The sequence below is a fragment of the Streptomyces sp. CB03234 genome (genome assembly GCF_001905885.1).
Classification (GTDB): domain Bacteria; phylum Actinomycetota; class Actinomycetes; order Streptomycetales; family Streptomycetaceae; genus Streptomyces.
This window is the reverse complement of sequence record NZ_LIYH01000005.1, coordinates 803,660-829,721: the sequence shown is the minus strand read 5'-3', so window position 1 is coordinate 829,721 and position 26,062 is coordinate 803,660. Positions and strand designations below refer to the sequence as shown.

The window sequence follows — 26,062 nt, the reverse complement described above, 5'->3', positions numbered from 1 at the left end:
GTCACGTGAGTTGGAGGAGACCTCGGAGAAGGTCGCGGCTTTCCTCGGGGCCCGGACTGTCGTGATGCAGCCGCGCCATGACGCGCTCGTACTGGGCCACCTCCTCGCGCTTGTCGAGGTACAGCGCGCTGGTCAGCTGCTCCAGGTAGACGATGTCGGAGAGGTCGGACTCGGGGAACCGGAGCATGGTGAAGGCGCCGCTCTCGCCCGCGTGGCCGCCGAAGCTGAAGGGCATGACCTGGAGCGTGACATTGGGCTGCTCCGAAACCTCGATCAGGTGCTTGAGCTGGTCGCGCATCACGGCGCGGTCTCCGTACGGGCGGCGCAGGGCGGCCTCGTCGAGAACGGCGTGAAAACGCGGTGCCCGCTCCGAGACGAGCACCTTCTGGCGCTCCAGGCGCAGGGCCACGCGCCGGTCGATCTCGGCCTGCGCGGCGCCCGGCATGCCACGGGCGACGACGGCGTGCGCGTACGCCTCCGTCTGCAACAGGCCGTGCACGAACTGCACTTCATAGATACGGATGAGCGAGGCGGCGCCCTCCAGGCCGATGTACGTCTGGAACCAGCCCGGCAGCACATCGCCGTAACTGTGCCACCAGCCGGCGACGTTGGCCTCCCTGGCGAGGCCGAGGAGGGAGTCGCGCTCGGTGTCGTCGGTGACGCCGTACAGCGTGAGCAGGTCCTCGATGTCCCTCGCCTTGAAGCTCACCCTGCCCAACTCCATACGGCTGATCTTGGATTCGGACGCCCGGATCGAATAGCCGGCGGCCTCACGCGTGATGCCGCGCGACTCACGCAGCCGCCGCAGCTGCGAGCCCAGCAGGATGCGCCGCACCACGGAACCGCTCGATTCACTTGCGGTCACGTCTCCAACCCTCCCCATCGCTGATGTGTACGACGGAGCACCCCCGAACTCCGAGACGCCGGATTCTGCCACCAAAACGCTTCAGCGCGTACTCGCTCGATTACGGAAAGACGAAGCCTTGACCGAGTGGCGACCCCGCGGGGGTCCTGCCACTGAAAGTCATGGGGGGAAGATATGGCCAGCAACCGGCACGGGGGTGGACAGGTCGGGCGCGTGCACGTGCATCTGCCCTTGCATCAGATGGTCGCATTCGGAACCATGGAGCCCGCGCACCTGCGTAGCCGTTCGTGTTGTCGCACCACAGCCGCGAATCCCGGGAGTGCCTCGCATGGGGACGAATGGATCGACCATGCTCGAGCCTTTAAGGCAGGGGCTTCCGCCGATCGACGCCGCTTCCGTCTCCAGTTCCGCCTCGTGCGCGCTGCCCGCCCGCTATGAAGCGGTGCGCGGCGCACGGAAGTTCACCAGCACGACGCTCGCCCAGTGGGACCTCACCGACCGGTTCGACGACGTCGCCCTGGTCGTGTCCGAACTCGTCACCAACGCGCTCCGGCACGCCCTGCCCGCCGACACGCCCCGCGACGCCCCGCACGACCCGCCCGTACGGCTGCACCTGATGCGCTGGGCGAGCCGGCTGGTGTGCGCGGTGCGCGACCCGAGCCCGGACAGCCCGGCGACGCGTGAGTCGGATGAGGACTTCTCGGCGGAGTCGGGCCGCGGGCTGTTCCTGGTCGAGTCCTTCAGCGACAGCTGGGGCTGGCACCCGCTGGCCGGCACGTTGCACGGCAAGGTGGTCTGGGCCCTGTTCCGCCTCTCGGACGCCCAGCAGGCGCAGGGCCGGACGCCGTAGAACGCCGCAGGGGCGCCCGTAGCGGGGCGCCCCGCCAGGGCATGCGCCCGGAACCCGGACCCAGGGCTCAGCCGGCTGTCAGGTGGTCGAATTCGCCGTCCTTGACGCCCAGCAGCAGAGCCTCGATCTCGGCCGGGGTGTAGACCAGCGCCGGGCCGTCGGGGTGCCGGGAGTTGCGTACGGCCACATGGCCGCCGGGCAGTTTGGCGAACTCCACGCACGAGCCCTGTGAGTTGCTGTGCCTGCTCTTCTGCCATACGACGCCGTGAAGCTCTGTGGCCGCCATGCCGTTGTACACGTGGTGCACAGGACGCTCCCCGAGATACATGATGCAGGTGTCAACTATCGGGATCATAGCGTCGACTCACGTGCATACGCGCGTGCAGATGCACGTGCACGTCGTGTGTTCCCTCGGTTACAGGCCCTCGTGCTACTCCCCCGTACGCCAGTAGAGACGTACGACGGGCCCTTATGGCTCCCTTCTCCGTCGCACGACATACGAAAAGGCCCTCCTGGAAGGAGGGCCTTGTACCGAACGTGCGTACGTGAGGGACGTCAGCGCGCCGACGAGGAGTACGGCAGCAGGGCCATCTCCCGCGCGTTCTTGATCGCGCGGGCCAGCTGGCGCTGCTGCTGCGCCGATACGCGCGTCACGCGGCGGCTGCGGATCTTGCCGCGGTCGGAGATGAACTTCCGCAGCAGGTCCGTGTCCTTGTAGTCGATGTACGTGATGCCGTCGCGGTCCAGGGGATTGGGGCGGGACTTCGCGGGCTTGCGCTCGGCCGAGCGGCGGGGGGACATGGGGTCAGACCTCCAGGAGGGCGTCGAAGGCGGGCGGGAGCCGCTTCCAGGCCTCGCGGCCCGCGGCGTACTCCGCGTCGGTGAGCAGGCAGGAGTCGAGGAGCTCGGCGAGCCCCTCGCGGTCCAGGCCGGGCGAGGTGAAGACCAGGTGCTGGCAGCGGTCCCCGTGCTCGGGGTCCCAGTCCAGCGCGGCCGCCGCCCGGCGTACGGGCGGGACCATCTCCCAGGCGGCGTCCGGCAGCGAGGCGAGCCACGGCCCGGCGGGCTCGACGCACAGGGCGCCGCCCGCCGCGTCCCACGCCAGCAGCGTGTCCGGCCGGTCGGCCAGCCAGAACCGCCCGCGGCTGCGCGCGGCCGCACAGCACAGGTCCTCCAGCGCGGCGTACAGCCGCTCCGGGTGGAACGGACGGCGCCGGTGCCACACGTACGTACCGACGCCGTGCGCGTCCGCCTCCTGGGGCAGCAGCGCACAGGCCGGGTGCTGCGCGGCGGCCGCCGCCTCGACGTCGAACCCGGCCAGCGCGGCGGCGGCCAGGTCCCCGTCCGGCACCGGCACCCGGCGGGCCGTCGGGTGGAGCTGGGCGAGCAGCGCGCGGTCCTCGTCGTCGGCCTCGGGGCTGTCGAGGACGGCGAGCACAGGCGCGTACTCCAGCTGGCGCGCCCAGGTGTCGGCGACCGTGCGCTGGTCAGTGGCGGCCGCGGCGAGCCCCGCCTCCATCAGGTCGTCGCCGTTGCCGAGGTACGGCAGCAGCAGCGCCGGGTCGACGGCGGTGATCACCGAGCTGACCGTCAGCCCGGCCGCCGCCACGACCTCGGCCATCGCCTTGGGCTCGACCGAGTCCCACAGCTCGACGACCGCGAGCCGGGTCGCCCCGTCGAAAACACTGTCGGCGAGCCGCTCCAGCTCGGGCACCAGGTCCTCGCGCAGCGCGCAGCACGCGCAGTCGTTGACCAGCGGCGCCACGTCCGTCGACAGGACGCCGGTCGCGTCGCGCACGGTCCGGGTGACCGTGCCCCGCTCGGCGGCGGCCGCCAGGTCGTGGTGGAGCGCCACGCTGCCGGGAACGGTGGCGAGCAGCCGCTCGACCGCGGCCGCGCGGGCCTCGGAGTGCAGCCCGCCGACAAGAGCGACGGACAGCATCAGCGGGCCCCGTGGCGCCGGCCGTAGCGCTGCTCGAACCGCTCCACGCGTCCCGCCGTGTCCAGCACGCGCGCCTGGCCCGTGTAGAAGGGGTGGCTCGCGGAGGAGATCTCGACGTCGATGACGGGGTACGTGTTGCCGTCCTCCCACTCGACCGTCTTGTCGCTGGTGGCGGTGGAACGGGTCAGGAAGGCGAAGCCGCCCGCCTTGTCACGGAAGACGACGGGCTCGTACGGGGGGTGGATTCCGGGCTTCATCGCGCGTCAGCGCTCCTCTCGGAAGTCGACGTGGCGTCCGACGACCGGGTCGTACTTGCGCAGCGTCATGCGGTCGGGGTTGTTGCGGCGGTTCTTGCGGGTCACGTAGGTGTAGCCGGTGCCGGCGGTGGACCGGAGTTTGATGATCGGTCGGAGTTCGTTGCGGGCCATGGGGTTAGAGTAAGTGGAAATGGTTTCCATTACCAAGACAGCGTTCAGAGAGGTAGGTCACCCTTGTCCGCCCACTGCCAGCTGACCGGCGCCCAACCGGGCTTCGGCAATCGCATCTCGCACTCGCACCGGCGTACGTCCCGGCGCTTCGACCCCAACATCCAGCGCAAGCGCTACTGGTTGCCGAGCGAGGGCCGGTACGTCCGGCTCACCCTGTCCACCAAGGGCATCAAGACGGTCGACACCATCGGGATCGAGGCCGCCGTGGCCCGGATCCGCGCCCGGGGAGTGAGGGTCTGATGGCCAAGAAGAGCAAGATCGCGCGCAATGAGCGGCGCAAGGAGGTCGTCGAGCGGTACGCGGCCCGGCGCGCCGAGCTGAAGGACATCATCCGGCGGCCCGGCACCCCCGATGCGGAACGGGCCGCCGCCCAGGCCGAGTTGAGGCGCCAGCCGCGCGACGCCAGCGCCACCCGCGTACGCAACCGTGACAGCGTCGACGGCCGCCCCCGCGGCCACCTGCGGAAGTTCGGGCTGTCCCGGGTGAACGTGCGTCAGCAGGCGCACGCGGGCTTCCTGCCCGGGGTCACCAAGTCGTCCTGGTAGCAGGGAACTACCGACTGGTAGCTTGTCGCGCGTTTCCGACACCGATTGGGGAGACGTGGCGTGGACGCGCACAGGCTCGTACGGGCAGGGATCGTCGCGGCGGCGGGCACGGCTGCCGTGCTCGCACTGGCCGGCTGCGGCGGCGGCCGGGACCAGCAGCGCGGCGACGACCCCGGCGACGGCGGGAAACCCGTGACCAGCCCCACCGCGCCCCCGAGCGCCTCCCCTTCCCCTGTGGCCGGGGCGGCGTTCGAGGGGTCGTGGGTGGGGCTCACGGACGGCAAGCCCGTCAGCCTCACCATCAAGAAGGGCCACGCCCTGGTGCTGGCCGAGGCGCACGTCTGCCAGGGCACCGCCCAGGGCACGGACACCGTGACGCTGACCCTGACCCTGACCTGCGACGACGGCTACACCGCTCGTACGAAGGGTTCCGCGCACGCGGTCAAGGAGAAGCTGGTCGTCTCCTGGGCCGCCGGGGTCGAGGACACGCTCACCAAGGCGGCGGTGCCGCCGAAACCATGACCTATTGCCCCTGTTTTTTGTCCCCCTCCTGAAGGGAGCCCTCCCGAGAGCCCTTCCCAGGAGACCCCTCCTCAAGGGCGTCCGACAGCGCGTCCAGTGCCTGCAGCAGCAGCCGCGCCCCATTGCGTACGACCGGGTCGGGCACCGTGTCGGCGTCCCACCGGGTGACGGCGTCACGCACCGGGCCCCAGCGTGGGACCCGGCGTTCCCGGACGGCCTTCGCGCCCTCTTCCGTGGCGTGGCGCAGCGCCTCCGCCAGGTCGGCGGCGGCCGGCAGCGGGGCGGCGTCGCGGTCCGGGAGGTGAGCCTCCATCAGCATGGCGACCCGGCCCAGCCGCGCCAGGGCGTCGCCCGCGTCGGCAGCCGCGGTGCGCGACAGGCCCCGGTGCCGGACCGGTTCGTGGGCGGCCCGTTCAACGGCTTCGTGCCAGGCCACGCGCGCGTCCCGGGTGGCGAGCAGCGTCTCGCGCACGGCGGCCGTGCCGCGCGCCGCCGGGTCCGCGTAGTGGGCGATCACACAGGCCCCGTACCGCCCGTCCGCCGCCAGCCAGTCGGCAAGCCGGGTACGCAGCCGGGGCGTCTCCCAGGCCGGGTACACGGCGTACGCCACCATCGCCAGCACACCGCCCAGCAGCGTCAGTACCACCCGCTCCGGGACGGTCTGCGTCCACTCCGTACCGCCCATGCCGAGCAGGAACACCACGTACGCCGATACACAGACCTGCCCGACCGCGTACCCCGTGCGCATCAGCAGGTACATCCCGAAGGCACAGGCCACCGCCAGCGCGGCCGAGGTGTACCGGCCCGGGTGCGCCGCCTGGACCACGCCCGTGGCGAGCGCCACGCCCAGGAGGGTGCCGCAGAAGCGGGCCACGGAGCGGGAGTACGTCTGGGTGAAGTCCGGGCGCATGGCCATGACGGCGGCCATCGGCGCCCAGTAGCCATGCCCAAGGGGCAGGGCCGTACCGATGGCGTACCCGCCCGTGGCGACGGCGCTGACGCGGACGGCGTGCCGGAAGACCGGGGAGGCGGGGCGCAGTTCGCCCCGGACGGTGCGTACGGCGACGGGGACGAGCTGGAGGAGGGTCGGGCGCGCCCGCAGCTCGCCCACCTCGGCCCGGTCCGTGGGCGTCGCCGTCTCGAGGACGTCCTCCAGGAGCGCGGCCAGGCGGGTCGCCGCGCGGCGGGCGGGGCCGGTCAGGACGGCGCCCGTGTCGGGCGTGCGCAGCACGGCGAGGGCGGCGGGCGGGAGGCCGGCGGGGCGGCCGTGGCGGATGGCGCGGGCGGCGGTGTCGAGTACGGAGGCGGCGGCTCCGAGCAGTTCGCACACCCGGTCGCGCTGCGGGCCCTCGCGCTCCACGCCGACGGCCGGGTCAGCGAGCGAGGCGAGGACCGGGCGGATGCGCTCGGCGAGCCCGCGCGCGCCGTGCAGCTCGGCGGGGCGGCGGCGGGCCTGGCGGGGCGTGACGGCGGCGGCGCTGCGCGCGGTCATGAGCGGTACGGGGTCGAACGGGGCGTACGGGTCGTGGCGGAGGCGCCGGGCGTAGTCGGCCTCGGCGGCCAGCGCGTCGGCGAGCGCGTCGCGCTGGGCGCCCCAGCGGCGGATGGGGACCAGGACGATGAGCGCCGCCTGGACCAGGCCCCCGACGGCGATCATCGCGGCGTGGCCGGCGGCATCCGCGACGGAGGTGGGGAGGGTGACGGTGACCAGCATGATCGCCACGTTGGAGGAGGCGATGATGCCGGTGGTGGGCCCGGTGGCCCAGGCAAGGCCCGCCAGGAACGTCCACAGCGCGAGCAGGGCGAGGAAGAGCACGAGGTGCGCGCCCGTCAGGTACCCCAGGAACGTCGACACGGCGAGGCTGGCCCCGGACGCGAGCGCGAGGGTGGGACGCGGGCGCCAGCTGCGCTGGAAGGTGGCGATGGCCGCCTGGAACGCGCCGAACGCGGAACTCACGGCCACGCCGGCGCCGAACAGCGCGAGGCTCGCCCCGACGACCAGCGCCAGCCCGGCGGCCCCGCGCAGCGCGACCAGCGGCTCCAGGCGCCGCCGCTCGACCGTCAGCCCCGAACGGGCGGTGGCCTTCAGCGCTCGGAGCCAGCTCATGGGGTCGAGGGTAATGGGTTGGTTTGCTCTACTTGGGATTCCCTTACGTGGGATTGCCCTGCTTAAGGTTGCCCTGCTTGGGCTTGCCCTACTTGGGCAGCTGCCCCCGGCCCCGGCCGTCGGTCCGCCCGTGGTCCGTCCGCGCCCGGTCCGCCGCCGCCGTGCCGTGGTGCCAGCCCGCCTCGTCGGTGGCGCCCCGAACCCTGGTCGTCGTCGTTTCGGGGAACATCCGGTCCGCCCGGGCCGTGACCGCCACGTCCCGGGCCGCCAGGACCGGCAGCAGCGTCGGCTCCTCCGCGGTGACGCGGCGGGAGGTGGACGCGAGCCGGTCGCCGAGCCGGTGGGCGTACGCCAGCAGGAACGTCTGGCGGAACGTCTTCGTACGCTTGCGTCCTCCCGCCCTCTGCTCCCCCTCCGCCTTGACCATGGCGCCCATACCCTGGACCAGCAGCGAGGTGTGGAGCATCTCCACGACCTCCAGGTCCGGCTCGAAGCCGACGACCGTCGAGAAGCCGAACGCCTCGTTCCACACCGCCCGGCAGCGGTTCGCCGACGCGACCGCGTCCAGCAGGATCGCCTTGGCCGTCTCGTACGGCGCGTCGACGCCGATCCGTATCGCGGCGGGCTCCTCCGCGCTGTGCGTACGCGCCGCGAGCGCGGCCTCGTCCAGGCTGTACCGCGCCATCAGCTCCTGCGCCTTCGCGGTGAGCGCCTCCGCCTCCTCCGGGAACCCGGTCGCCTCCGCCTTGGCCAGCAGCGCCCGGATCCGGGCCAGCATGCGCGGCTCGCCGTGCACGGGCGCGGCGTACAGTGGCGAGACGCCGGGCGCGGGGCCGACGGGCTCGATCGCGGGGAGCCGGGCGAGCAGCCGGTACAGCTCCAGCACGGCCGTGGCGTACGAGAAGCGGTCGGCGCGCCAGTCGGTGTCGCCGAGTTCGGCGAGCTGCCCGGCCCACCGGGGCGGCAGCCACTCGTACGCGCTCGTCTCGGCGACGATCAGCCCCGACACCAGCTGCACATGGTGATCGTCCAGGTCACGGCGTACGAGCCGGACGACATCGGCCGGCTGCCAGCCGCGCTGCCACGCCCGGCGGACGAACTCCTCGCCGCGCCGCGCCAGTTCCGCGCCGGCGCCCGGGTCTGCGGCGAGGAGCGAGGCACCGGTGTCGAGGGCGGCGTCGTCCTCGGCGTACAGGGCGGCGGCGAACGCCCGCTCGACGCTGCCGGCCCCCTCGTGCCCCGCTGCCATGAATGTGCCTCCTCGCCCGTACGCCGTTCCCGGCCTCCATGGTCGCAGGGGTAGGGCTGGCCCTAGTCCAAAGACACCTGCCAGTGGTCGTGATCGCGGCGACCGGAAGCGGTTCGCTTGAGCCATGACCACAACCGCCGTACGGCTCACCGCCCTTCGTCGCGCGTACCGCGACGTCACCGCGCTCGACGGAGTCGATCTCGACTTCCGTGCCGGGTCCTTCACCGCCGTCATGGGGCCGTCCGGGTCCGGCAAGTCGACGTTGCTCCAGTGCGCGGCCGGGCTGGACCGGCCGTCGGGCGGGCGCGTCGAGGTCGACGGCATCGACCTGGGCGGGCTGAGCGAGCGGCGGCTGACGCTGCTGCGGCGTGACCGGATCGGATTCGTCTTCCAGGAGTTCAACTTGCTGCCGTCGCTGACCGCCGCGCAGAACGTGGCCCTGCCGCTGCGGCTGGCCGGGCGGCGGCCGTCCCGCACGGAGGTCCGCGCCGCCCTCGCGCGCGTGAGGCTGGCCGACCGGGCGCGGCACCGGCCGAACGAGCTGTCGGGCGGCCAGCGACAACGCGTGGCGGTCGCGCGGGCGCTGATCACGCGGCCCGCCGTGCTGTTCGGTGACGAGCCGACCGGGGCGCTGGACACCACGACGAGCCGGGAGGTGCTGCGGATGCTGCGGGAGGTGGTGGACCGGGACGGCCGGACGGTCATCATGGTCACGCACGACCCGGTGGCGGCGTCGTACGCGGACCGGGTGGTCTTCCTGGTGGACGGGCGGGTGAGCGGCGAGCTGACCGCGCCCACCGCCGAGGCGGTCGCGGGCCGGATGGCCGGGCTGGAGTCCCTGGAGCGTGCCTCATGCTGAGCCTGGGCCTCGCGGTCAGCGGGCTGCGCAGCCGCTGGACGACGTTCGCCGGGAGCTTCGTCGCCGTCGCCCTGGGGGTGGGGCTGCTGGTGACCATGGGCCTGGGCCTGGCATCGACGTTCGACGCCCCGGAGCGGGCACCGCGGCGGTTCGCGGCCTCGCCGGTAGTGGTGATCGGTACGGACAAGCTCACCGTCGGACGCGTGTCGCACCAGCTGTTCCATCCACACCCTGTGGACGCGCGACTGCTCACCGGACTGCGGGCGCTCGGGCCGGTGGCGACGGACGGGCGACCGGACGCCGTCGGCGTGGACGCCGATCCCGAGGACGTACGCCGGGTCGTCGGCGACCGCGGCCGGGTCCTGACCGGTGACGAGCGGCGGCAGGCCGACCCAGAGCGGGAGCGGGACGCCGAGGCGCTGGTCACGGTGAACGCCCTGCTGGGCACGGCCGGCGGGGTCACCGCCTTCGTTTCGGTGTTCGTCGTCGCGTCGACGTTCGCCTTCGCGGTGGCGCTGCGCCGCCGGGAGTTCGGGCTGCTGCGTACGGCCGGGGCGACGCCCGGGCAGGTGCGGCGGGCGCTGCTCACCGAGGCGGCCCTCCTCGGGGTCGCCGCCTCCGCCGCCGGGTGCGCCCTCGGGGCGTGGGGCGCGCCGGTGCTGGCGAGGGTCCTGGTCGAGGGCGGGATCGCGCCCGAATGGTTCACGATCCGGGCCGTCGGCTGGCCCTTCCACGTCGCCTTCTGGACCGGCCTGGCCGTCGCCGTCAGCGGCGCGTGCGCGGCCGCCCGCCGGGCGGGGCGCACCGGCCCGGCGGAGGCCCTGCGCGAGGCCGACGTCGACAGCGGCGTCCTGCCCCTCGGCCGCCGCCTGCTGGGCGCGGCGCTGCTGGTCACGGGTACCGCCCTGCTCGCCTGGACGCTGCTCACCGACCCGTCGGACCTGCTCAAACGCAAGACGTACACGACCCAGCCGATGGTGCTGATCACCGCGGTGGCGCTGCTCGCCCCCCTGCTGGTACGTCCCGTGGCGCGCGCCCTGCCTCTGCCCGGCGCCACGGGGATGCTCGTGCGGGAGAACGCGGCCGCCGCCCTGCGCCGTACCGCCGCCGTCGCCGCACCCGTCCTGGTCACCGTCGCGCTGGCCGGGTCCTTGCTCGGCTCGGCCGAGACGGTGACCGCGTCGAAGGCGGCCGAGGCCCGGCAGCAGACGGCGGCGGACCACGTGGTGACGGGTGAGAACCTGAAGCCGGTACGCGTCCCGGGCGCCACCCTCTCCCCCACCGCGTCCACCGGTGTCTTCATCCGTGACGGAGAGTCCGCCGTCGTCCGGTACGAGGCACGGGCGGTCACCGACCCGGCCGCCTTCGCGGACCTGGCGCGGCTCCCCATGGTGGCGGGTGACATACGGGCCCTGGACGAGGGTTCGATCGTCATCAACCAGGAGATCGCGAACAGCGAGTCGGGAAACCGGGCAGTCGGCGACCGCATGGACGTGTGGCTGGGCGACGGCCGGCAGGTGTCGCTGCGCGTCGCGGCGGTGCTCGCGACCGGGACGGGAGACAACGGCCCGTACGTCACGGCCGCCAACGCCCCCGCGGCGACGGTCGACCGGATCGACGTACGGCTCCCGCCCGGTGCCGACCCCGCCGTGCTCCGCGCCACCGGCGGCACGGTGACCACCACCGACGCGTGGGCGGCGCCCCGCACGAGCCCGCAGACCCGGCTCGGTCTCCTCGTCGTCCTGGGCATCGCCCTCGTCTACACCGCGATATCCCTCGCCAACACCCTGGCGATGGCCACGTCCGTACGGGGCGGGGAACTGCGCTCGCTCCGGCTGACCGGCGCGACGCGCCCCCAGGTCCTCGCGATCGTCGCCGGCGAGGCCCTGTTCGCGGTCGCGGTCGGCGCGGTGCTCGGCGCGGCGGTGGCGGCGGTCGGCCTCGCCGGGCTCGGCGCGGCCCTGGCCTCCCTGTCCGCCCCGGCGACGATCACGGTCCCGTGGGGCCCGGTGGGCATCGCCCTGGGCGGCTGCGCCCTGGTGGCGGTCACCTCGTCCCTGCTGAGCGCCGCCCGCACAGGCCGGTGAGCGCCGGGACCCGGCACCCGTACCGGCGCCCGTACCGGTGCGGGTCCGGTGCCGTACCGGTGCCGGTCCGGTGCCGTACCGGTGCCGGTCCGGTGCCGGGCGCGGGGCCGTGCAGGGCCTGGGCGGCGCGAAGCGGGTGATCACGGCGATTGTCAGTGCCGGGTGCCAGACTCGCATGCGTGAGCGAACGCTGGCTGGTGGACGGCACCGAGGGCGGCGGGGCACGGCTCGTCCCCCTCGGCGGGGACGGCCTGCCCGCCGGTCCGGTGCTGACCGAGCCCGACCTGGTGGAGGCGGTGCGGTCGCGGCCGGGCGTCGGCCGGTGGGTGTGGCGGTCCACGGCCGCGCTGTACCCACGGCTCCTGGCGGCCGGTGTCCGGGTCGAGCGGTGTTACGACATCGAGAACGCCGAGCAGTTGCTGCTCGGGCACGAGGGGCGGCTGGGCGAGCCCCGCTCGGCCGCGGCGGCCTGGGCGCGGCTGCACGACCGTCCCGTACCGGCCGATCCGCCGCTGCGGGCCGCCGAGCCGGGCGCGCAGTCGCCCCTGTTCGAGCCGCAGACGCGCCTGGATGTGCCCTTCGAGGGCCTGCTGGAGGTGTACGCGGACCAGCACCGAAGACACGCGGCCGCCGAGCACCCCGGCCGGATGCGGCTGCTGACGGCGGCCGAGTCGGCGGGGATGCTGGTGGCCGCCGAGATGACCCGGGCCGGCCTGCCGTGGCGGGCCGACGTCCACCGGGCCGTCCTGCACGAGCTGCTGGGCGAGCGGTACGCGGGCGGGGGCGAGCCGCGCCGGCTGGCGGAGCTGGCGGACGAGGTGTCGGCGGCGTTCGGCCGCCGGGTGCGGCCGGACCTCCCCGCCGACGTGGTGAAGGCGTTCGCCCAGGCGGGGATCAAGGTGCGCTCGACGCGCCGCTGGGAGCTCGAGGAGATCGACCACCCGGCGGTCGAGCCGCTCATCGCGTACAAGAAGCTGTACCGGATCTGGACGGCGCACGGCTGGGGCTGGCTCCAGGACTGGGTGCGGGACGGGCGTTTCCGGCCGGAGTACCTGCCGGGTGGCACGGTCAGCGGGCGCTGGACGACCAACGGCGGCGGCGCCCTGCAGATCCCGAAGGTGATACGGCGGGCGGTCGTCGCCGACGACGGCTGGCGGCTCGTCGTCGCGGACGCGGACCAGATGGAGCCCCGGGTGCTGGCGGCGATCTCCCGGGACCCGGGCCTGATGGAGGTGGCGGGCCACGGGGACGACCTGTACACGCGCCTGTCCGACCGGGCGTTCTCCGGTGACCGGGAGCACGCGAAGCTCGCGCTGCTCGGCGCGATCTACGGGCAGACCAGCGGGGACGGCCTGAAGAACCTGGCGGCCCTGCGCCGCCGGTTCCCCCGGGCGGTGGCCTATGTGGACGACGCGGCGAAGGCGGGCGAGGAGGGCCGGCTGGTGCGCACCTGGCTGGGCCGGACGAGCCCGCGCGCCGCGGGCGCGGCGGAGGCCGACGAGGCGGGCATCCCCCAGGAGGGCGCGGAAGAGCCGCTGTCCGACGCCGAGTTCACGCCGGGGTACGCGTCGGTGAACGCCCGCGCGCGCGGCCGGTTCACCCGTAACTTCGTCGTACAGGGCAGCGCCGCCGACTGGGCGCTGCTGCTGCTCGCCGCGCTGCGGCAGGCCCTCTCCGGGATGCGGGCGGAGCTGGTCTTCTTCCAGCACGACGAGGTGATCGTGCACTGCCCGGCCAAGGAGGCCCCGGCGGTCGCCGAAGCGATCCGGACGGCCGGGGACGCGGCCGGCCGGATCGCGTTCGGGGACACACCGGTGCGGTTCCCGTTCACGACGGCGACGGTGGGGCGCTACTCCGACGCGAAGTGACGCCGACGCCTTCGCTCACTCACTCACTGGCTCACTTTCTGGCTCGCTCACTGGCTCACTCGCTGGCTCACTCACTCCTACTTGAGCGTCAGCCAGGAATCGTGGACGGCCACCGCCTTGAGCTGCTCCATCGTGGCGGGCGGCGTCGTCCGGTTGGCGTCCCGGTGCGGGTACTCCGCGTTGTACGAGGTGATGGTGACGCGCAGGCCGTTCGGCCGCAGCGCGTCGACCCGCCACTCGGTGACGCCCTTGCCCTTGGCGGGCCGCTCCGACGTGGCGATCCTCGTGCCGTCCGGGAGCGTCTCGCTCCACCGCGGTTCCCCGTCGCCCGGGGCGCCCTTCGGGGTGAGGGTCGCCCGGAGGTGACTCTTGGTCTTGTTCTTGACGTCGTACGCGATGATGTAACCGGTTGCGCCGTCGCCACCGCCACCGCGCGGCGACAGTCCCTTCGGCGAGAGCCGCTGCAGCCGCTCCATTACGGCCAGGCTTCCCGAGACGCGCACCTCCCGGGTGAAGAGGTCCGGGTTGGGGATGCCGTACTTGGTCATCGCCGAGTTCAGCATCCCTATCAGGTTGGACGTCTGCATCTCCGTGAAGGGCGGGTGCGCGCGGGTGGCCCTGCCTTCCTTCGGCAGACCGTTGAAGGTGGTCAGCTCCACGAGATAGCCCTCCTCGGACAGACTCACCGAGCGCGACGTGCGCAGGCCCTTGTCCTCGCTCACGACGGTGGCCGAGCCCCCGGCCCACGGCTCGCTGTGACAGCTGATGGCGGGCGGGGTGAGCTTCTTCGGGCAGACGACCAGCTTGCGGTTGGCCGGGGCCTTGATGTCGGCCCGCTTGATGGACACCTCGACGAGGGCCTCGCCGAACCCGTCGTCGTACACGAGGGACGCGTCCGCCGCCTGGTTCGGGTCCCCGAAGTTGCTGGTGCCGCGCTGCTGGGTCAGCTTGCCCTTGGGCAGAACCCGCTCCAGGATCTGGATCATCTGGTCGGCGGAGACGCGGATGTGCTGGTCGGGGTCGTTCATCCTGGGGTTCGGCGTGCCGGAGAGCGTCACGTCAGGGGACGGGCCGTTGCCGGTGACCACCTCCTGGGCGGGGGAGGTGCCGAGTAGCCAGCCCCCGTAGAAAACCGAACCGGTCAGCGCCATCACGGCGGCCGCCCCCACGGCCGCACGGCGGCGCATCACCCGGGCCTGCCCCCGCCGCAACCCGCCCTCCACGATCGCGCGGTGGTCCGTGATGAAGGTTTCGCCGGTGCGGTGCATCGCCTCGGAGACGTCGTCCTCAAAGGGCATGGGGAACCACCGTTCGTGGGTCGTGTGACGTTCGTGGTCGCAGGGTCGGTGAGGGTGGCAGTCGCTCAGTGCGCCGGTACGAGTTCGGCGAGGCTGCCGCCCAGTTGCTCGCGGAGCCGGGTGAGCGCCCGGGTGGAGCGCGTACGCACGGCGGCCGCGCTGACGTTCATGGCGGCGGCGGTCTCCTCGACGCTGCGGTCCTCCCAGTACCGCAGCACCACCACGGCCCGGTCCTTCGGCCCCAGCCGCGCCAGCGCGTGGAGGAGCGCCACCCGCAGGGCCGGATCGTCGCCGCGTCCGGTGGTGGTCTCGGGGAGTTCGGCCAGCGGCCGCTCGCTCGAGGAGCGCCGTCGCGCTTGCGCGAGGTAGGTGCGGACGAGAACGGTCTGGGCGTACCCGGCCGGATTGCCCACCCGGGCCATCCGCCCCCACACGACGTACAACCGCCCCAGCGTCTCCTGCACCAGGTCTTCGGCGAGATGGGTGTCCCCGCTGGTCAGCAGGCACGCGGAGCGGAAGAGATGTCCCGCCCGCCCGGCCGCGAACTCCATGAACTCGTCCGTGCAGGACTGTCTCATGCCCTCCCCTTCACCACCGCTGTCGTCCTCACCCTCTTTGATGCGGCGGGCCACGCCAAATGTTTCAGACCTCACACAAGCGGGCGGGCCCCGCATCCGTGGATTCGGATGCGGGGCCCGCCCCTGTGGTCACACCGACAGGTTGGACGCGTTTTATTCGACGGAGGCGCTGAGGTTCTCGGAGAGGACGTCCTCCAGGATGTGCGACAGCGGGGCGTCGCCCTTGACCGCCGTGGAGTTCTCCGTGCACTGCTGGTTCTGCTGGTCGCTCAGGATGTCCTGAACACCGATGTTGATCAGGGCCACGATGTTCTGCACGTCCTCGATCGGCACAGCGATGCAGGGCTTGTTGAGCGTCCCCTGAACGAGGCCCACCTGCGGGCTCATGTAGCCGCCGGTAACGGTGTTGCCGTACGCCTGCTTCGAGAAGTTGCCGTTCTGCGTGTCGACCCCGCGGTCACCCACGGCGGAGGCCATCGGCGCGGTGACGCCCAGCACGGCCGCGGCGACGCCGGCGGTAGCCAGAACCTTCTTGATCATGGTCCATCCTTCTCGTCGAGAGACCCGCTACTCGGGTCGTCCTGCCGCGCCCACTCGGGGAGGGCGCCATGCGGTTACTGAAGTCTTCGTGCGTGCGGCCGTGGCGGCCGCAGAGGGGACCGGCCCACACGGACGTCGCGCGGGCCGGTGGCCACAGTCCTTAGTCGACGGAGGCGGAGGCGTTCTCGGAGAGGACGTCCTCGAGGATGTGCGACAGCGGGGCGTCGCCCTTGACCGCCGTGGAGTTCTCCGCGCACTGCTGGTTCTGCTGGTCGCTCAGGATGTCCTGAACACCGATGTTGATCAGGGCCACGATGTTCTGCACGTCCTCGATCGGCACAGCGATGCAGGGCTTGTTGAGGGAGCCCTGGATGAGCCCGATCTGCGGGCTCATGTAGCCGCCGGTGTAGGTGTTGCCGTACGACTGGGTGGCGAAGTTACCGTTCTGCGTGTCGACCCCGCGGTCACCCACGGCGGCGGCCATCGGCGCGGAGGCGCCCAGGACGGCCGCGGCCACGCCGGCGGTAGCCAGAACCTTCTTGATCATGGTCCATCCTTCTGTCGAGAGACCCGGTGCTTGGGTCGCCCTGATCAACAGCCCAGAGCGGTTTCAGTTGCGCGTTGTCACTCGAAGGGCTCAATCGGGAAAAGACGGACTCACGGTTTTACGACCACAGTTTTGTCTTTGTCTTGCTCTGGCCTGACTCGGCCCTCACCGGGTACACATCCGGTATGGACGCTCTCATGACGTACAGCATGGAATTGGCAGAGAAAGACCATCTTGTCGGCATCGGCCCCCTCGTGGCCGGGATCATTCTCGTCGGGTTCCTGATTGGCGCGTTCTGGCTGGGGCGGCGCATCCGGAACCGGGAGCCCGCGCCTCCCAGGGAAGAGGAGCAGCCGCACCGGCCGCCGGACGCCGGGCTGCCGGGTGAGGCGGAGGGCCACCGCAGGCCGGCCGAGCTGGAGGAGCGCGAGGACCGGCTGATGCCGTACGAGCTGAGGCACCAGAACACCGACCCGGACTCCTCGCCCCGCACCGAGAAGGACGCCAAATGGGGCGGCACCCCCAGCGGCGGCTTCGGCAGCGGCGGCCCGACGACGGGCGGCTGACCGGGGGCCGTCCGCGTGTCGTTTCGCGTGCGGGGGGCCTGGGCACCCGGGGGCCATGAGCAGCACGGACAGGGTCGCGCACATGCCCGCACGGGCGTCCGTGCGGGACACCGCGCGGCTGGCCGCGCAGGTCCTCGCCCCCACCCTCGCGGCCGGTGTCATCGTCCGCCGCCGCGCCGGGATGGCCCTCGCCGAGCGGTACGCCGTCGACCGGCGCGCCACCGGGCTGCTCAGCGAGCTGCGCGGCGCGTACGGCCCCGGCCCGCTCCGGGTCGACGTGGCCGGGCGCCACTTCGCCGTCGTCCTCCAGGCCGGCGACGCCACCCGCATCCTGAACGGCACGCCCGACCCGTACTCCCCCTCCACCCGCGAGAAGCGGGCCTCGCTGGAGCAGTTCCAGCCACACGGCGTGCTGATCTCGCGCGGTACGGAACGGGACTCGCGGCGCGCGTTCAACGAGGCCGTGCTGGAGTACGGCCACCAGGTGCACAGCCTGGCCCCGCGCATGGTGCGGACGGTGCGCGAAGAGGCCGGCAAGCTCCTGGGCGCGACGACCGCCGGGGACGGCGAGATCGACTGGACGGCCTTCCGCACCGCCTGGGACCGCACGGCACGCCGCCTCGTGCTCGGCGACACGGGGCGCGACGACACCGGGCTGACCGCGATGCTCGGCCGACTGCGCTCCGCCGCCAACTGGTCCGTCGCCGCCCCGCGCCGCACCGCCCTGCGCGACCGGTTCGAGCGCCGGCTGCGCACGCACCTCGACCGCGCCGAGCCCGGCAGCCTCGCCGCCGCCCTCGCCGCCACACCCGCCGAGCCCGGCACCGACCCGGCGGGCCAGGCACCGCACTGGCTGTTCGCCTTCGACGCGGCGGGCATCGCGACCTTCCGGACGCTGGCCCTGCTGTCCACGCACACCGCGCAGGAGACGCAGGTACGCAACGAACTGGCGGTCACCGACCTGACCGAGCCGCGCCTCCTGCCGTACACCCGCGCCTGCGTACTGGAGTCGGTACGCCTCTGGCCCACCACGCCCTTCGTCCTGCGCGAGTCGGTGCGCGAGACGGACTGGGGCGGGGACGCGCTGCCCGCCGGGACCGAGTTCCTGATCTACACGCCGCTGTTCCACCGGGACGAGTCGCTGCCGTACTCCGACCGGCTCACGCCGGAGATCTGGCTGGACGGCACGGCCCAGGACACCGAGGCGCTGATGCCGTTCAGCGCGGGCCCCGGCGAGTGCCCGGGCGAGGACCTGGTGCTGCTGGTGACCTCCACCATGCTGGCGGCCCTGCTCGAACGGCACACCTACCTGCCGGACCGGCCCGGCCGGCTGCGCCCGGACCGGCCGCTGCCCCGCACCCTCGACCACTTCGGCCTGCGGTTCACGGCCCTGCCCCACCGTCCGGGACTGTGAGGGTACGCGTACGGGCTGTGACATGATACGAGAGCCTCGCCAAGGCTGCTGTGAACGGAAAGGCTCGGCATGGCTCCTCGCGCCGGTAAGTGGCAGCGTGTGCCCCTCATCCCACAGAGCAGGCAAGCGACGGAGGCCGATACGGCCCCCGTCTATTCGTCGTTGCTGCGCGAATGGAGAGCGCTGGGCCGGGCGGTCCCGGGACTGCCGGACCACGAATGGGACGTTTTGACGGCCCGCCCCGTGTGGCCCAGCCGTTGAGCCATCTGCCTCCGGCCCTTGCTCGGCGGTTCGAGTGAATCGGTGCCGAAAGTTGCCGCAGTGGTGTCTTTCCGCTTTCGCATTCGTTGTGATTTTCGCAGTGGAAGCCGGGCCTCATCGGGCTCGCCCGTCACGAAATCCGTGGCAAGACTTCCTCCTGTGGAAAGGAACCCGAACTATGAAGTGCAAGAAGGCTGCGGTAGCCGTCGCCGGTGTGGTCATGGCGCTGGGTGCGGCCGCGCCTGCTGTCGCCGACGCCGACGCCGAGGCTGCCGCTGTTGGCTCGCCGGGCGTCATCTCCGGCAACGTCGTGCAGGTGCCGGTGCACGTGCCGATCAACGTGTGCGGCAACACCATCAACATCATCGCGCTGCTGAACCCTGCCTTCGGGAACGTCTGCGTCAACAAGTGACGCAGCATCAGGCCTCGGTCGCGTAACAGCCGGTCCCGGAGCGCTCCGGGACCGGCTTTTCTCCGCCCGGCTGCCCCATGCGGGCGATGAAATCCACCAACGGCCTACTGGAGGCCGGGACCGCGATCCCGGTCGGCCCATTAAGAATACTTTCGCTCCAAGTGACTGGCGGAATCCTGACGCCTGGCGAAGGAGCGGACATGGGTCACCGGAGAGCGAACACGAAAGGCGCGCGGCGGGGGGTGCTCACCGCCGGTCTGCTGAGCCTGCTGATGGCGGGCTCCGCCTTGTCGGCCCCGCCCGGCCACGCCGCCTCCCCGGCCTCCCCGGCCGCCGCGGGTGCGGCCGGACCCCCTGTCACGGCCCGGGCACCGGAGCAGGGCCCAGGCCCGGCCGGCGACACGGAAGCCGGTACGGAGACGGGCGCGGGGGTGGCGGCGGGGGCCGGCGCCGGGGCGGGAGCTGGCGCGGGGCAGGGCGCGGGAGCTGGTGCGGGGCAGGGCGCGGGGACGGGGGCGGGCGCGGGGGCTGGGACCGGGGCGGGCGCGGGGGCTGGGACCGGGGCGGGGGTGGGTGTGGGGCCGCAGGCCGGGGCGGGGCCCGATGACGGGCCCGCCGCGGGAGCCAGGGATGGGGACGGGGCAAAGGCCGGGGCCTCGACCGGGACCGGAGACGGCGACACGGCCGGGGACGCGGCCGGGGACGCGGTCGGCGGGACCGCGGTGGGGGCCTATCTCGATTACGGGCCGCGCGGCATCCACCGCATGGCGGGGCTGCGCAAGTGGCTCGGCGGCACCGACCTGCGGGTCGGGCACACCTACCTGCCCGGTGACGTATGGACCAACATCGAGGGCCGCCCCGGCTTCCTGGAGCACTGGGCGCAGTGGCGTCGGGCGCGCAAGGACCGGCTGTTCGTCCTCAACGTGCCCATGCTGGAGCGCAACGAGAGCCACCTGCCCGACCCCGTCGTACGGCAGTTGCTGCGGCTGGGCGCGGACGGGCGGTTCGACCGGCACTTCCGGGCCCTCGGCGAGCGCCTCGTACGGCTCGACGTGCCGGACACGGTCATCGTCCTCGGCTGGGAGATGAACGGCATCACGTACTCGCACCGCTGCGGCCCCGATCCGGAGGCATGGAAGGCGTACTGGAAACGCATCGTCACCGCCATGCGCGCGGTGCCGGGCCAGCGGTTCCGGTTCGACTTCGCGCCCAACCGCGGGCGGGACGCCATTCCGTGGACGGAGTGCTACCCGGGTGACGACGTCGTCGACATCATCGGGATGGACTCGTACGACCAGCCGTCGGGCCAGACCTTCGACGAGCAGGTGAACGAGCCGTACGGGCTGCGGCAGCACGTGGAGTTCGCCGCCGCGCACGGCAAGCCGATCTCGTATCCGGAGTGGGGCCTGTTCCGCAACGGCGACAACCCGGAGTACATGCGGCGCATGCTGGAGTGGATCGACCGGCACAAGCCGCTGTACCACACGATCACCGACTACTGCCCGCACGGCGTCTGGCAGTGCGACGAGAACCCCAAGTCGTCCGAGGTGTTCCGCGCGATGCTGTCCGGGAAGGGCACGCCCACGGAACCGGCACCCGAGCCGGAACCGGAGCCGCAGCCCGAGCCGCAGCCCGCCTGTACGCCGCTGGACCTCGGCGACTGGGTCGAGAAGTGGCTCGGCCACAAGCTGTGCGTACGCGTCGAATGGCGCCGTCACCTCACGTCGTGAGCCGTCGCACCCACGCCCGGTCACGCAGCCGGTCCGCCGCGCGGCGGCGGCCGGCCGCGTATCCGGCGAGGAGCAGCAGCGGGGCCGCCGTGCGCCGACGGGCGAGCAGCAGCCGCTGGTTGACGACCGGTTCGGGACGCCAGTGGCTCTTGTACGACTCGCGCCCACGCAGCAGGCTCAGCGTGGTGCGGCCGCTGGCGCTGCTCTCCCGGGCGCCGTTGCGCAGCAGCAGCGTGGCCACGTCCACCTTGTTGGCGCGCAGCACCGGGTGCGCCCCGTACAGGTAGCCGCCGGACAGCAGCGGCGACATCAGCGTGAGGTCCGCGGCGACCACGTCACCGGCCATGCGGAACTCCGTCACCATCGCGTCCCCCGACTCCACCATCGCCCGCACCGCCCGCTCCAGATGCTCGGCGAATCGGGGCTTGAGGTGTTCCGGCGTCACCCCGCGCTCCGCCCACTGGCGTTGGTGCAGGTCCAGCAGCCGCTTCAAGGCGTACGGGACCTCGGCGGCGGGGACGACGTGCTCCTCGATGCCCAGCTTCTCCAGCTTGCGCAGCTTCGAGCGGGCCCGCTGGGCGCGGGACGACGGCAGGCGGCCGACCAGCTCGTCGATGGGCACCGCGGGCAGCTCCATGCAGACGGAGTCGGGCATACGGTGGCGCGGGCCGCGCCAGCAGGCGTAGACGCGCTGGGCGGCGGCCTCCGCCCGTACCTCCCTGAGGTCGATCACGGCGGTACGGGCCAGCCGGCCGAGCGCTCCGGTCAGTACGGGTACCGCCTCCTCCGCGCACGCGTCGTCGACGAGCACGTCCGAGAAGTCGGTGATGGCCCCGCCCAGATGGGTCAGCACCGGCAGCGGTCCGCGCCGCACCAGCCGCAAGGGCGCCGCCGCGGCGAGCTGCCCGTCCCGGCGTACGAGGACGACGCGCAGGGTGCCGGGGGTGCCGTACGACACCCACCAGGAGTGCAGCCAGGAGTGCGCCTGGAAGGGGGTGGCCGTGGCGCACCGCCGGTACAGGCCCGCCCAGTCCCGCGCCAGCCGGCCGAACTCCTCGCCGTCCCGGCAGACGGTCACCTCCCAGGTCATACGAGGGCCTCCTGCTGCGCCACCGGCCCCGGCACCGCCCCGTGTCCGTACCCGTATCCGTACCGCTGCCCGCGCCGCGCGTAGCCGGGCCGCACCAGCAGGGCGAGCGCGCCGAGCAGCCCGCCCGCGCAGCCGCCGACGAGCGCGGACAGCGACGGCGAGGGCGAGACGGGGCTCGTCGGGGTGGCGGCCCGGGTGAACTGGAGGACCTTCACGCCGGTGCTGTCCTCCGTGTGGGCACCCTTCTGTACGAGGGCCCTGGCCACGCTGTCGGCCATCCCCGCCGCGACCGCGGCCTCCGGTGCCCTCGCGGTGATGGCGATCATCGGGGCGTCCGGCGAGGTGGCGGCCTGCACGCTCGCGCGCAGCGTGCTCGCCGATACACCGGCCGCGACCTGGGCGTCACCGACGACCGCGATGTCGGTGGCGACCCGCCCGTACGCCTGCGCCAGGCCCATCGCGCCGGCCGGGTCGGACTTCGCGGCCGGGACGACGATGACGTAACTGGTCGCCGCGTACTCCGGGGTCTTCAGCAGCCCGTACGCGCCGCCGACGAGGACGCCCAGCAGCGCGGCGGCCGGGACGAGCCAGCGGCGGCGGGTGCGCTTGAGACGGGTGAGCCATCCGATCGTGCGGCGTACGGCAAGGGACTGGGTCGTGGTCATCGACAACTCACTTCTTCGTGGAGCTCGTCGAAAGCTCGTCGTAGAGGGACATCAACTGCTGCGCGCTGCGCGCGATGTCGTAGCGGTGTACGGCGGCGGGGACCGGCAGCCGGTCGCGGGTGACCGACCGCAGCGCGGCCACCACGTCCGGCACCGTCCCGCCGATCCGGAGCGCCCCGGGCGCCTCCTCGGGCGGCAGGTCGTCGAGCGCGGGGCACGCCACGTACCGCACGGGCAGCCCGGCGGCCAGTGCCTCGACGATCGCGAGCCCGAACGCCTCCTCGGCGGACGTGGACACGAACACGTCCATCGCCGACAGCAGCTCCGGCAGGCCACGGTCGACCGCGCCCGCCCACACCACCCGGTCCGCCGCCCCGCACTCCCGGGCGACCCGCTCCAGCGGCTGCCGCTGCTCGCCATCCCCGACCAGCAGCAGCCGGGTGTCCTCGGGGAGCGCGGCCACCGCCCGGATCAGCGTGTCGAACCGCTTGCCCGCCGCCAGCCGCCCCACCCCGCCGACGACGTACGCCCCGGGCGCCAGCCCCAGCCGCCGGCGCGCCGCCCGCCGCGCGGCCGGGTCGAAGGCGAAGCGGCGCACGTCGATGCCGTTCGGTACGACCCGGATGCGCGCCGGGCGCACGCCCCACCCGGCGAGGCGCCGCGCCACCGTGTCCGAGACGGCGACCGTCGACGTACCGAGCCGCTCGCTCGCCAGGTACAGGGCGCGCGCGCCGCTGCTCAGGGGCCGGCCCTCGATCTGGGCGGCACCCAGCGAGTGCTCGGTCGCGACGACGGTCCGTACGCCCGCGAGGCGGGCGGCGAGCCGCCCGTACACGCACGCCCGGTACAGGTGCGTGTGGACGACGTCGAAGGCGCCGTCCCGGAGCAGCCGGGTCAGGCGGGGCAGCGCGGACAGGTCGCGGTTGCCGCGCATGCCCAGGTGCGCGACCGGTACGCCGCCGGCGCGCAGCGCGTCGGCGACCGGGCCGGGGTTGGTGAGTGTGACGACGCTGCTGCGGACGCGGGCCATGTGCGGCAGCAGCAGGCGCAGTTGCTGCTCGGCGCCACCGATGCCGAGGCCGGTGATGATGTGGCAGACCTTCATGACAGGGCCCTCATGACACCGGTACCGGGGCGCGCCGCACCCCGTGCAGCCGGCGCTTGGCGTGCAGCCGCCAGGCGGTGTCCCGCTGCCCGATGTGCACCCTGGGCAGGGCGTACAGGCTGCTCATGGCGCCCGGGTCGATCGCGGCGGCGTACGTGTACCCGGCCTCCCGCACGGCGCGGATGGCGCGGCCGTTGACGTGGCCGTACGGGTAGCAGAAGCCGTCCGGGGCGGTTCCCGTGAGCGTACGAAGCACCTCGCGGCTGCGCGCGGTCTCCTCGCGCAGGACGTGCTCGGGGGCGGCGGGCAGCGAGACGTGCGCGAGGCCGTGCGAGGCGACCTCCATGCCGGCGGCGGCGCAACGGCGGACGCCGTCCTCGGTGAGCAGCGGCTTGCGCGGGCCGAGTGCGTCCCAGGTGTTGTCGCCGCCGAGCCGGCCGGGGAGGACGAAGACGGTGGCCGTGCACTCGTGGCGGCGCAGGATCGGGACGGCGTTGTCGAGGAAGTCGGCATACCCGTCGTCGAAGGTCAGGCCGACCAGACCCCGGGTGTCGCCGTGGCGTGCCGCGTACAGCAGCAGCTGCCGTACGCCGACCCCGCGCAGGCCGTGGTCGCGCAGCCAGCGCAGTTGCTTGTCGAGGCGGGCGGGCGAGACGGTCACGTGGTACGGGTCATCGTCCGTGGTGTCGTCGATCGAGTGGTACATCGCCACCCAGAGCGGAATTCTCGGCTGGTTCATGAGCGGGCCTTCGCAGCACGGCGGAACGGATGAGGGAGATGAGGGAGGGGACGACCGGGGCGCGCAGGGCGCAAGCGGTGGCGGTGAACGTCGCCGTGACCGAGACCAGCGCGAGCGCCACGGCGAGCGGCGGCGGACCGGCCGCGCACCACCACCCGGCGGCGGTGGCGACGGCCGCGGCCGCGGTGAGCCGGGCCAGCCCGAGGGCGAGGCGCCGGGCGTCGAGGGGGACGCTCTGCCTGCGTACGCCGAGCAGGAGGAGGGCGGCGGTGAGGGTGATGCCGAGCGCGTTCGCGGCGGCGATGCCGGGGGTGCCCCACGGGCCGGCCCACGCCCGGCCGCCGGCGGCGGTCACGGCGATGCCGCCGAGCATGGCGGCGGCCGGGTACCACAGGGGGCGGGAGGCGGAGAAGTAGCAGCGTACGAGGGCACCGACGAGCGTCTGGCCGAGCAGCCCGAGGGCGTACACCCGCATGACGGCGGCCGTGGCGGCGGTGTCCGCGCCGTCGAACGCGCCGCGCTGGAACAGCACGTGCACGATCTGCGGCGCGGCCGCCACGACGGTCGCGGCGCCGACCAGGACGATCACGCCCGCGAGCAGCAGATCCCGCTCGGCCCGCCGCCGCGCGGTGTCCTTGTCGCCCGCGGCGAGCGCCCGCGCGACGACCGGGAAGCTGACCGTGCACAGCATCAGCGACAGGACCATCGGCAGTTGGGCGACCTTCTGCGCGTAGTTCAGGTGCGAGATTGCCCCGGCAGGCAGCGGCGCGGCGAGGAACCGCTCGACCAGGACCTGCGACTGACGGCTCACCGCGAACACGATCACCGGCGCGAGCGCCGCCAGGACGATGCGGGGTGCCGTCCCCTCTCTTTTCGGGGCCACCGTGACCGGTGTACGCAGCTGCCGCCACAGGACCGGCGCCTGCACCAGCACCATCAGCACCCCGCCCGACGCGACCCCGGCCGCCGCCGCGCGCACGCCCCACTCGCCGGGGCCGAGGAGGACGACCGCGGCGATGATGCCGCTGTTGTACGCCACGTAGACCGCGGCAGGTGCGAGGAAACGGCCATGGGCGCGGAGCGCGGCGCTGCAGTACCCGGCGAGCGCGAAGGAGAGCAGGCAGGTCGCCGTCAACCGGGTGCAGTCGACAGCCAGTTGCCGCTCCGGCAGCCCGGGCGCGAGCAGCGCGACGAGCCACGGCGCGGCGAACGCGAGCAGCCCGGCGGCCACGCCCATGCCGAGGGCCGTCTTCGGGAGGGTGGCCTTGACGAGGGCGCGTACGGGGTCTTCGTCGCCGCCCGTCCGGCGGGCGAGCGCGGCGGCGAACGCGGGTACGAGGACGAGGGCCATGCCGTCCTCGATCAGCAGCGTGGCCGCGAATTCCGGCACGGTCCAGGCCACGAGGAAGGCATCCGTGCCGGTCCCCGCGCCGAACGTCCGGGCGAGCAACTGGTCCCGGACCAGCCCGAGCAGGGCGCCCAGTCCCGTCAGGGCCGCCGTGAGCGCGGCCGCCCGCGCGATGCCCCGGTCGGACGGCTCCCATGCCGGCCGCCTGCCCCCCGGCACGGGCCGCGCGGCCACGACGGCGCTGTGCGGGGCGTCAGCCATGCGGGCCTCCCGTGCCGCGGAGGGCGCCGGCGCGCGGAACGGGGGCGGGAGTGGGGGCGGGACCGGGAGTGGGGGCGGTGGCGCGCGGGACGGGGCCGGGGGTGGTGGCGGTGGGGGCGGGTGCCT

Annotated in this window: 28 protein-coding genes; 11 read left to right on the top strand and 17 right to left on the bottom strand. The window is 73.3% G+C overall.

The annotated features are described in order from the left end of the window. Position 1: 1 nt before the first annotated feature. Complete coding sequence (locus AMK26_RS25225) at positions 2 to 865, bottom strand: helix-turn-helix domain-containing protein (RefSeq protein WP_443333186.1); 864 nt, start codon at positions 863 to 865, stop codon at positions 2 to 4. Positions 866 to 1,193: 328 nt separating this feature from the next. On the opposite strand from AMK26_RS25225, the gene AMK26_RS25220 reads away from it, so the two are divergent. Beyond that, a complete protein-coding gene (locus tag AMK26_RS25220) occupies positions 1,194 to 1,715 on the top strand; it encodes an ATP-binding protein (RefSeq protein WP_073756966.1) in 522 nt (173 codons plus the stop codon). Positions 1,716 to 1,782: 67 nt separating this feature from the next. Here the strand turns inward: AMK26_RS25220 and AMK26_RS25215 are convergent, their stop codons facing one another. From AMK26_RS25215 to rpmG, 5 genes are all read right to left on the bottom strand, one after another. After that, positions 1,783 to 2,022 carry a DUF397 domain-containing protein gene (locus tag AMK26_RS25215; RefSeq protein ID WP_073756965.1) on the bottom strand — a complete coding sequence of 80 codons (240 nt, stop codon included), beginning with the start codon at positions 2,020 to 2,022 and terminating at the stop codon, positions 1,783 to 1,785. Positions 2,023 to 2,270: 248 nt separating this feature from the next. Continuing rightward, positions 2,271 to 2,516, bottom strand: a complete 246-nt coding sequence (gene rpsR, locus AMK26_RS25210) for a 30S ribosomal protein S18 (protein WP_073756964.1) — start codon at positions 2,514 to 2,516, stop codon at positions 2,271 to 2,273. 4 nt (positions 2,517 to 2,520) lie between these two features. Next, positions 2,521 to 3,657 (bottom strand): CobW family GTP-binding protein, encoded by a 1,137-nt coding sequence (locus tag AMK26_RS25205; protein ID WP_073756963.1) that lies wholly within the window; start codon positions 3,655 to 3,657, stop codon positions 2,521 to 2,523. After that, on the bottom strand, positions 3,657 to 3,914 hold the full coding sequence (locus tag AMK26_RS25200) for a type B 50S ribosomal protein L31 (protein ID WP_073756962.1): 258 nt from the start codon (positions 3,912 to 3,914) through the stop codon (positions 3,657 to 3,659). Before AMK26_RS25200 ends, AMK26_RS25205 begins: the two co-directional genes overlap by 1 nt. Before the next feature lie 6 nt (positions 3,915 to 3,920). After that, complete coding sequence (gene rpmG / locus AMK26_RS25195) at positions 3,921 to 4,085, bottom strand: 50S ribosomal protein L33 (RefSeq protein ID WP_073756961.1); 165 nt, start codon at positions 4,083 to 4,085, stop codon at positions 3,921 to 3,923. Positions 4,086 to 4,148: 63 nt separating this feature from the next. Here rpmG and rpmB point away from each other — a divergent pair, with 63 nt between their 5' ends. From rpmB to AMK26_RS25180, 3 genes are read left to right on the top strand one after another with little or no spacing between them, the layout of a single operon-like run. Continuing rightward, entirely contained in the window at positions 4,149 to 4,385 is a 237-nt protein-coding gene (gene rpmB / locus AMK26_RS25190) for a 50S ribosomal protein L28 (protein ID WP_073756960.1), read from the top strand. Beyond that, positions 4,385 to 4,690: a 30S ribosomal protein S14 gene (rpsN, locus tag AMK26_RS25185; RefSeq protein WP_073756959.1), complete on the top strand. Its 306-nt coding sequence runs from the start codon at positions 4,385 to 4,387 to the stop codon at positions 4,688 to 4,690. The genes rpmB and rpsN overlap by 1 nt, the downstream gene beginning before the upstream one ends. Before the next feature lie 60 nt (positions 4,691 to 4,750). Beyond that, entirely contained in the window at positions 4,751 to 5,212 is a 462-nt protein-coding gene (locus tag AMK26_RS25180; protein WP_073756958.1) for a hypothetical protein, read from the top strand. A 1-nt stretch (position 5,213) separates the two neighbouring features. On the opposite strand, the gene AMK26_RS25175 is transcribed toward AMK26_RS25180, so the two are convergent. Continuing rightward, complete coding sequence (locus tag AMK26_RS25175; RefSeq protein ID WP_073756957.1) at positions 5,214 to 7,319, bottom strand: FUSC family protein; 2,106 nt, start codon at positions 7,317 to 7,319, stop codon at positions 5,214 to 5,216. Positions 7,320 to 7,407: 88 nt separating this feature from the next. Further along, complete coding sequence (locus AMK26_RS25170) at positions 7,408 to 8,568, bottom strand: DUF2786 domain-containing protein (RefSeq protein ID WP_073756956.1); 1,161 nt, start codon at positions 8,566 to 8,568, stop codon at positions 7,408 to 7,410. 124 nt (positions 8,569 to 8,692) lie between these two features. Here AMK26_RS25170 and AMK26_RS25165 point away from each other — a divergent pair, with 124 nt between their 5' ends. The 3 genes from AMK26_RS25165 to AMK26_RS25155 all read left to right on the top strand — a co-directional run bounded on the left by AMK26_RS25165 (position 8,693) and on the right by AMK26_RS25155 (position 13,382). After that, entirely contained in the window at positions 8,693 to 9,427 is a 735-nt protein-coding gene (locus tag AMK26_RS25165) for an ABC transporter ATP-binding protein (RefSeq protein ID WP_073756955.1), read from the top strand. After that, positions 9,421 to 11,514 carry an ABC transporter permease gene (locus AMK26_RS25160; protein WP_073756954.1) on the top strand — a complete coding sequence of 698 codons (2,094 nt, stop codon included), beginning with the start codon at positions 9,421 to 9,423 and terminating at the stop codon, positions 11,512 to 11,514. Before AMK26_RS25165 ends, AMK26_RS25160 begins: the two co-directional genes overlap by 7 nt. Positions 11,515 to 11,693: 179 nt before the next feature. Continuing rightward, positions 11,694 to 13,382: a bifunctional 3'-5' exonuclease/DNA polymerase gene (locus AMK26_RS25155; protein WP_073756953.1), complete on the top strand. Its 1,689-nt coding sequence runs from the start codon at positions 11,694 to 11,696 to the stop codon at positions 13,380 to 13,382. Between the two features lie 77 nt (positions 13,383 to 13,459). On the opposite strand, the gene AMK26_RS25150 is transcribed toward AMK26_RS25155, so the two are convergent. The 4 genes from AMK26_RS25150 to AMK26_RS25135 all read right to left on the bottom strand — a co-directional run bounded on the left by AMK26_RS25150 (position 13,460) and on the right by AMK26_RS25135 (position 16,345). Next, positions 13,460 to 14,680 (bottom strand): hypothetical protein, encoded by a 1,221-nt coding sequence (locus AMK26_RS25150; protein WP_073756952.1) that lies wholly within the window; start codon positions 14,678 to 14,680, stop codon positions 13,460 to 13,462. A gap of 65 nt (positions 14,681 to 14,745) precedes the next feature. Then, positions 14,746 to 15,258 (bottom strand): SigE family RNA polymerase sigma factor, encoded by a 513-nt coding sequence (locus AMK26_RS25145; RefSeq protein WP_073756951.1) that lies wholly within the window; start codon positions 15,256 to 15,258, stop codon positions 14,746 to 14,748. Between the two features lie 153 nt (positions 15,259 to 15,411). Further along, positions 15,412 to 15,798, bottom strand: a complete 387-nt coding sequence (locus AMK26_RS25140) for a rodlin (RefSeq protein WP_073756950.1) — start codon at positions 15,796 to 15,798, stop codon at positions 15,412 to 15,414. 160 nt (positions 15,799 to 15,958) lie between these two features. Next, positions 15,959 to 16,345, bottom strand: a complete 387-nt coding sequence (locus AMK26_RS25135; RefSeq protein WP_073756949.1) for a rodlin — start codon at positions 16,343 to 16,345, stop codon at positions 15,959 to 15,961. Between the two features lie 185 nt (positions 16,346 to 16,530). On the opposite strand from AMK26_RS25135, the gene AMK26_RS25130 reads away from it, so the two are divergent. From AMK26_RS25130 to AMK26_RS25110, 4 genes are all read left to right on the top strand, one after another. Further along, a complete protein-coding gene (locus tag AMK26_RS25130; protein WP_073757120.1) occupies positions 16,531 to 16,911 on the top strand; it encodes a DUF6479 family protein in 381 nt (126 codons plus the stop codon). Positions 16,912 to 16,966: 55 nt separating this feature from the next. Further along, complete coding sequence (locus tag AMK26_RS25125; protein ID WP_107421037.1) at positions 16,967 to 18,325, top strand: cytochrome P450; 1,359 nt, start codon at positions 16,967 to 16,969, stop codon at positions 18,323 to 18,325. Positions 18,326 to 18,764: 439 nt separating this feature from the next. Then, positions 18,765 to 18,998 carry a chaplin gene (locus AMK26_RS25120; protein ID WP_073756947.1) on the top strand — a complete coding sequence of 78 codons (234 nt, stop codon included), beginning with the start codon at positions 18,765 to 18,767 and terminating at the stop codon, positions 18,996 to 18,998. A 569-nt stretch (positions 18,999 to 19,567) separates the two neighbouring features. Further along, positions 19,568 to 20,728 carry a glycoside hydrolase family 26 protein gene (locus AMK26_RS25110; RefSeq protein ID WP_241838071.1) on the top strand — a complete coding sequence of 387 codons (1,161 nt, stop codon included), beginning with the start codon at positions 19,568 to 19,570 and terminating at the stop codon, positions 20,726 to 20,728. On the opposite strand, the gene AMK26_RS25105 is transcribed toward AMK26_RS25110, so the two are convergent. From AMK26_RS25105 to AMK26_RS25085, 5 genes are read right to left on the bottom strand one after another with little or no spacing between them, the layout of a single operon-like run. Further along, positions 20,718 to 21,818, bottom strand: coding sequence for a GNAT family N-acetyltransferase (locus tag AMK26_RS25105; protein ID WP_073756946.1), 1,101 nt, complete (start codon positions 21,816 to 21,818; stop codon positions 20,718 to 20,720). The two genes, AMK26_RS25110 and AMK26_RS25105, sit on opposite strands and share 11 nt — an antisense overlap. Further along, positions 21,815 to 22,483, bottom strand: a complete 669-nt coding sequence (locus AMK26_RS25100; protein WP_079277791.1) for a lipopolysaccharide biosynthesis protein — start codon at positions 22,481 to 22,483, stop codon at positions 21,815 to 21,817. The genes AMK26_RS25105 and AMK26_RS25100 overlap by 4 nt, the downstream gene beginning before the upstream one ends. 7 nt (positions 22,484 to 22,490) lie before the next feature. Next, entirely contained in the window at positions 22,491 to 23,588 is a 1,098-nt protein-coding gene (locus AMK26_RS25095; RefSeq protein ID WP_073756945.1) for a glycosyltransferase, read from the bottom strand. 10 nt (positions 23,589 to 23,598) lie between these two features. Continuing rightward, positions 23,599 to 24,327 carry a polysaccharide deacetylase family protein gene (locus AMK26_RS25090; protein WP_241838052.1) on the bottom strand — a complete coding sequence of 243 codons (729 nt, stop codon included), beginning with the start codon at positions 24,325 to 24,327 and terminating at the stop codon, positions 23,599 to 23,601. Beyond that, complete coding sequence (locus tag AMK26_RS25085) at positions 24,260 to 25,936, bottom strand: lipid II flippase MurJ (protein WP_073756944.1); 1,677 nt, start codon at positions 25,934 to 25,936, stop codon at positions 24,260 to 24,262. Before AMK26_RS25085 ends, AMK26_RS25090 begins: the two co-directional genes overlap by 68 nt. Positions 25,937 to 26,062 lie beyond the last annotated feature (126 nt).

Excerpts from the sequence above, each read along its gene's own strand:
- AMK26_RS25220 (WP_073756966.1), top strand. The coding sequence starts at position 1,194 with ATGGGGACGAATGGATCGACCATGCTCGAGCCTTTAAGGCAGGGGCTT.
- rpsR (WP_073756964.1), bottom strand. The coding sequence starts at position 2,516 with ATGTCCCCCCGCCGCTCGGCCGAGCGCAAGCCCGCGAAGTCCCGCCCC.
- AMK26_RS25205 (WP_073756963.1), bottom strand. The coding sequence starts at position 3,657 with ATGCTGTCCGTCGCTCTTGTCGGCGGGCTGCACTCCGAGGCCCGCGCG.
- AMK26_RS25200 (WP_073756962.1), bottom strand. The coding sequence starts at position 3,914 with ATGAAGCCCGGAATCCACCCCCCGTACGAGCCCGTCGTCTTCCGTGAC.
- rpmG (WP_073756961.1), bottom strand. The coding sequence starts at position 4,085 with ATGGCCCGCAACGAACTCCGACCGATCATCAAACTCCGGTCCACCGCC.
- rpsN (WP_073756959.1), top strand. The coding sequence starts at position 4,385 with ATGGCCAAGAAGAGCAAGATCGCGCGCAATGAGCGGCGCAAGGAGGTC.
- AMK26_RS25175 (WP_073756957.1), bottom strand. The coding sequence starts at position 7,319 with ATGAGCTGGCTCCGAGCGCTGAAGGCCACCGCCCGTTCGGGGCTGACG.
- AMK26_RS25170 (WP_073756956.1), bottom strand. The coding sequence starts at position 8,568 with ATGGCAGCGGGGCACGAGGGGGCCGGCAGCGTCGAGCGGGCGTTCGCC.
- AMK26_RS25165 (WP_073756955.1), top strand. The coding sequence starts at position 8,693 with ATGACCACAACCGCCGTACGGCTCACCGCCCTTCGTCGCGCGTACCGC.
- AMK26_RS25160 (WP_073756954.1), top strand. The coding sequence starts at position 9,421 with ATGCTGAGCCTGGGCCTCGCGGTCAGCGGGCTGCGCAGCCGCTGGACG.
- AMK26_RS25150 (WP_073756952.1), bottom strand. The coding sequence starts at position 14,680 with ATGCCCTTTGAGGACGACGTCTCCGAGGCGATGCACCGCACCGGCGAA.
- AMK26_RS25145 (WP_073756951.1), bottom strand. The coding sequence starts at position 15,258 with ATGAGACAGTCCTGCACGGACGAGTTCATGGAGTTCGCGGCCGGGCGG.
- AMK26_RS25140 (WP_073756950.1), bottom strand. The coding sequence starts at position 15,798 with ATGATCAAGAAGGTTCTGGCTACCGCCGGCGTCGCCGCGGCCGTGCTG.
- AMK26_RS25135 (WP_073756949.1), bottom strand. The coding sequence starts at position 16,345 with ATGATCAAGAAGGTTCTGGCTACCGCCGGCGTGGCCGCGGCCGTCCTG.
- AMK26_RS25130 (WP_073757120.1), top strand. The coding sequence starts at position 16,531 with ATGGACGCTCTCATGACGTACAGCATGGAATTGGCAGAGAAAGACCAT.
- AMK26_RS25125 (WP_107421037.1), top strand. The coding sequence starts at position 16,967 with ATGAGCAGCACGGACAGGGTCGCGCACATGCCCGCACGGGCGTCCGTG.
- AMK26_RS25120 (WP_073756947.1), top strand. The coding sequence starts at position 18,765 with ATGAAGTGCAAGAAGGCTGCGGTAGCCGTCGCCGGTGTGGTCATGGCG.
- AMK26_RS25105 (WP_073756946.1), bottom strand. The coding sequence starts at position 21,818 with ATGACCTGGGAGGTGACCGTCTGCCGGGACGGCGAGGAGTTCGGCCGG.
- AMK26_RS25100 (WP_079277791.1), bottom strand. The coding sequence starts at position 22,483 with ATGACCACGACCCAGTCCCTTGCCGTACGCCGCACGATCGGATGGCTC.
- AMK26_RS25095 (WP_073756945.1), bottom strand. The coding sequence starts at position 23,588 with ATGAAGGTCTGCCACATCATCACCGGCCTCGGCATCGGTGGCGCCGAG.
- AMK26_RS25090 (WP_241838052.1), bottom strand. The coding sequence starts at position 24,327 with ATGAACCAGCCGAGAATTCCGCTCTGGGTGGCGATGTACCACTCGATC.
- AMK26_RS25085 (WP_073756944.1), bottom strand. The coding sequence starts at position 25,936 with ATGGCTGACGCCCCGCACAGCGCCGTCGTGGCCGCGCGGCCCGTGCCG.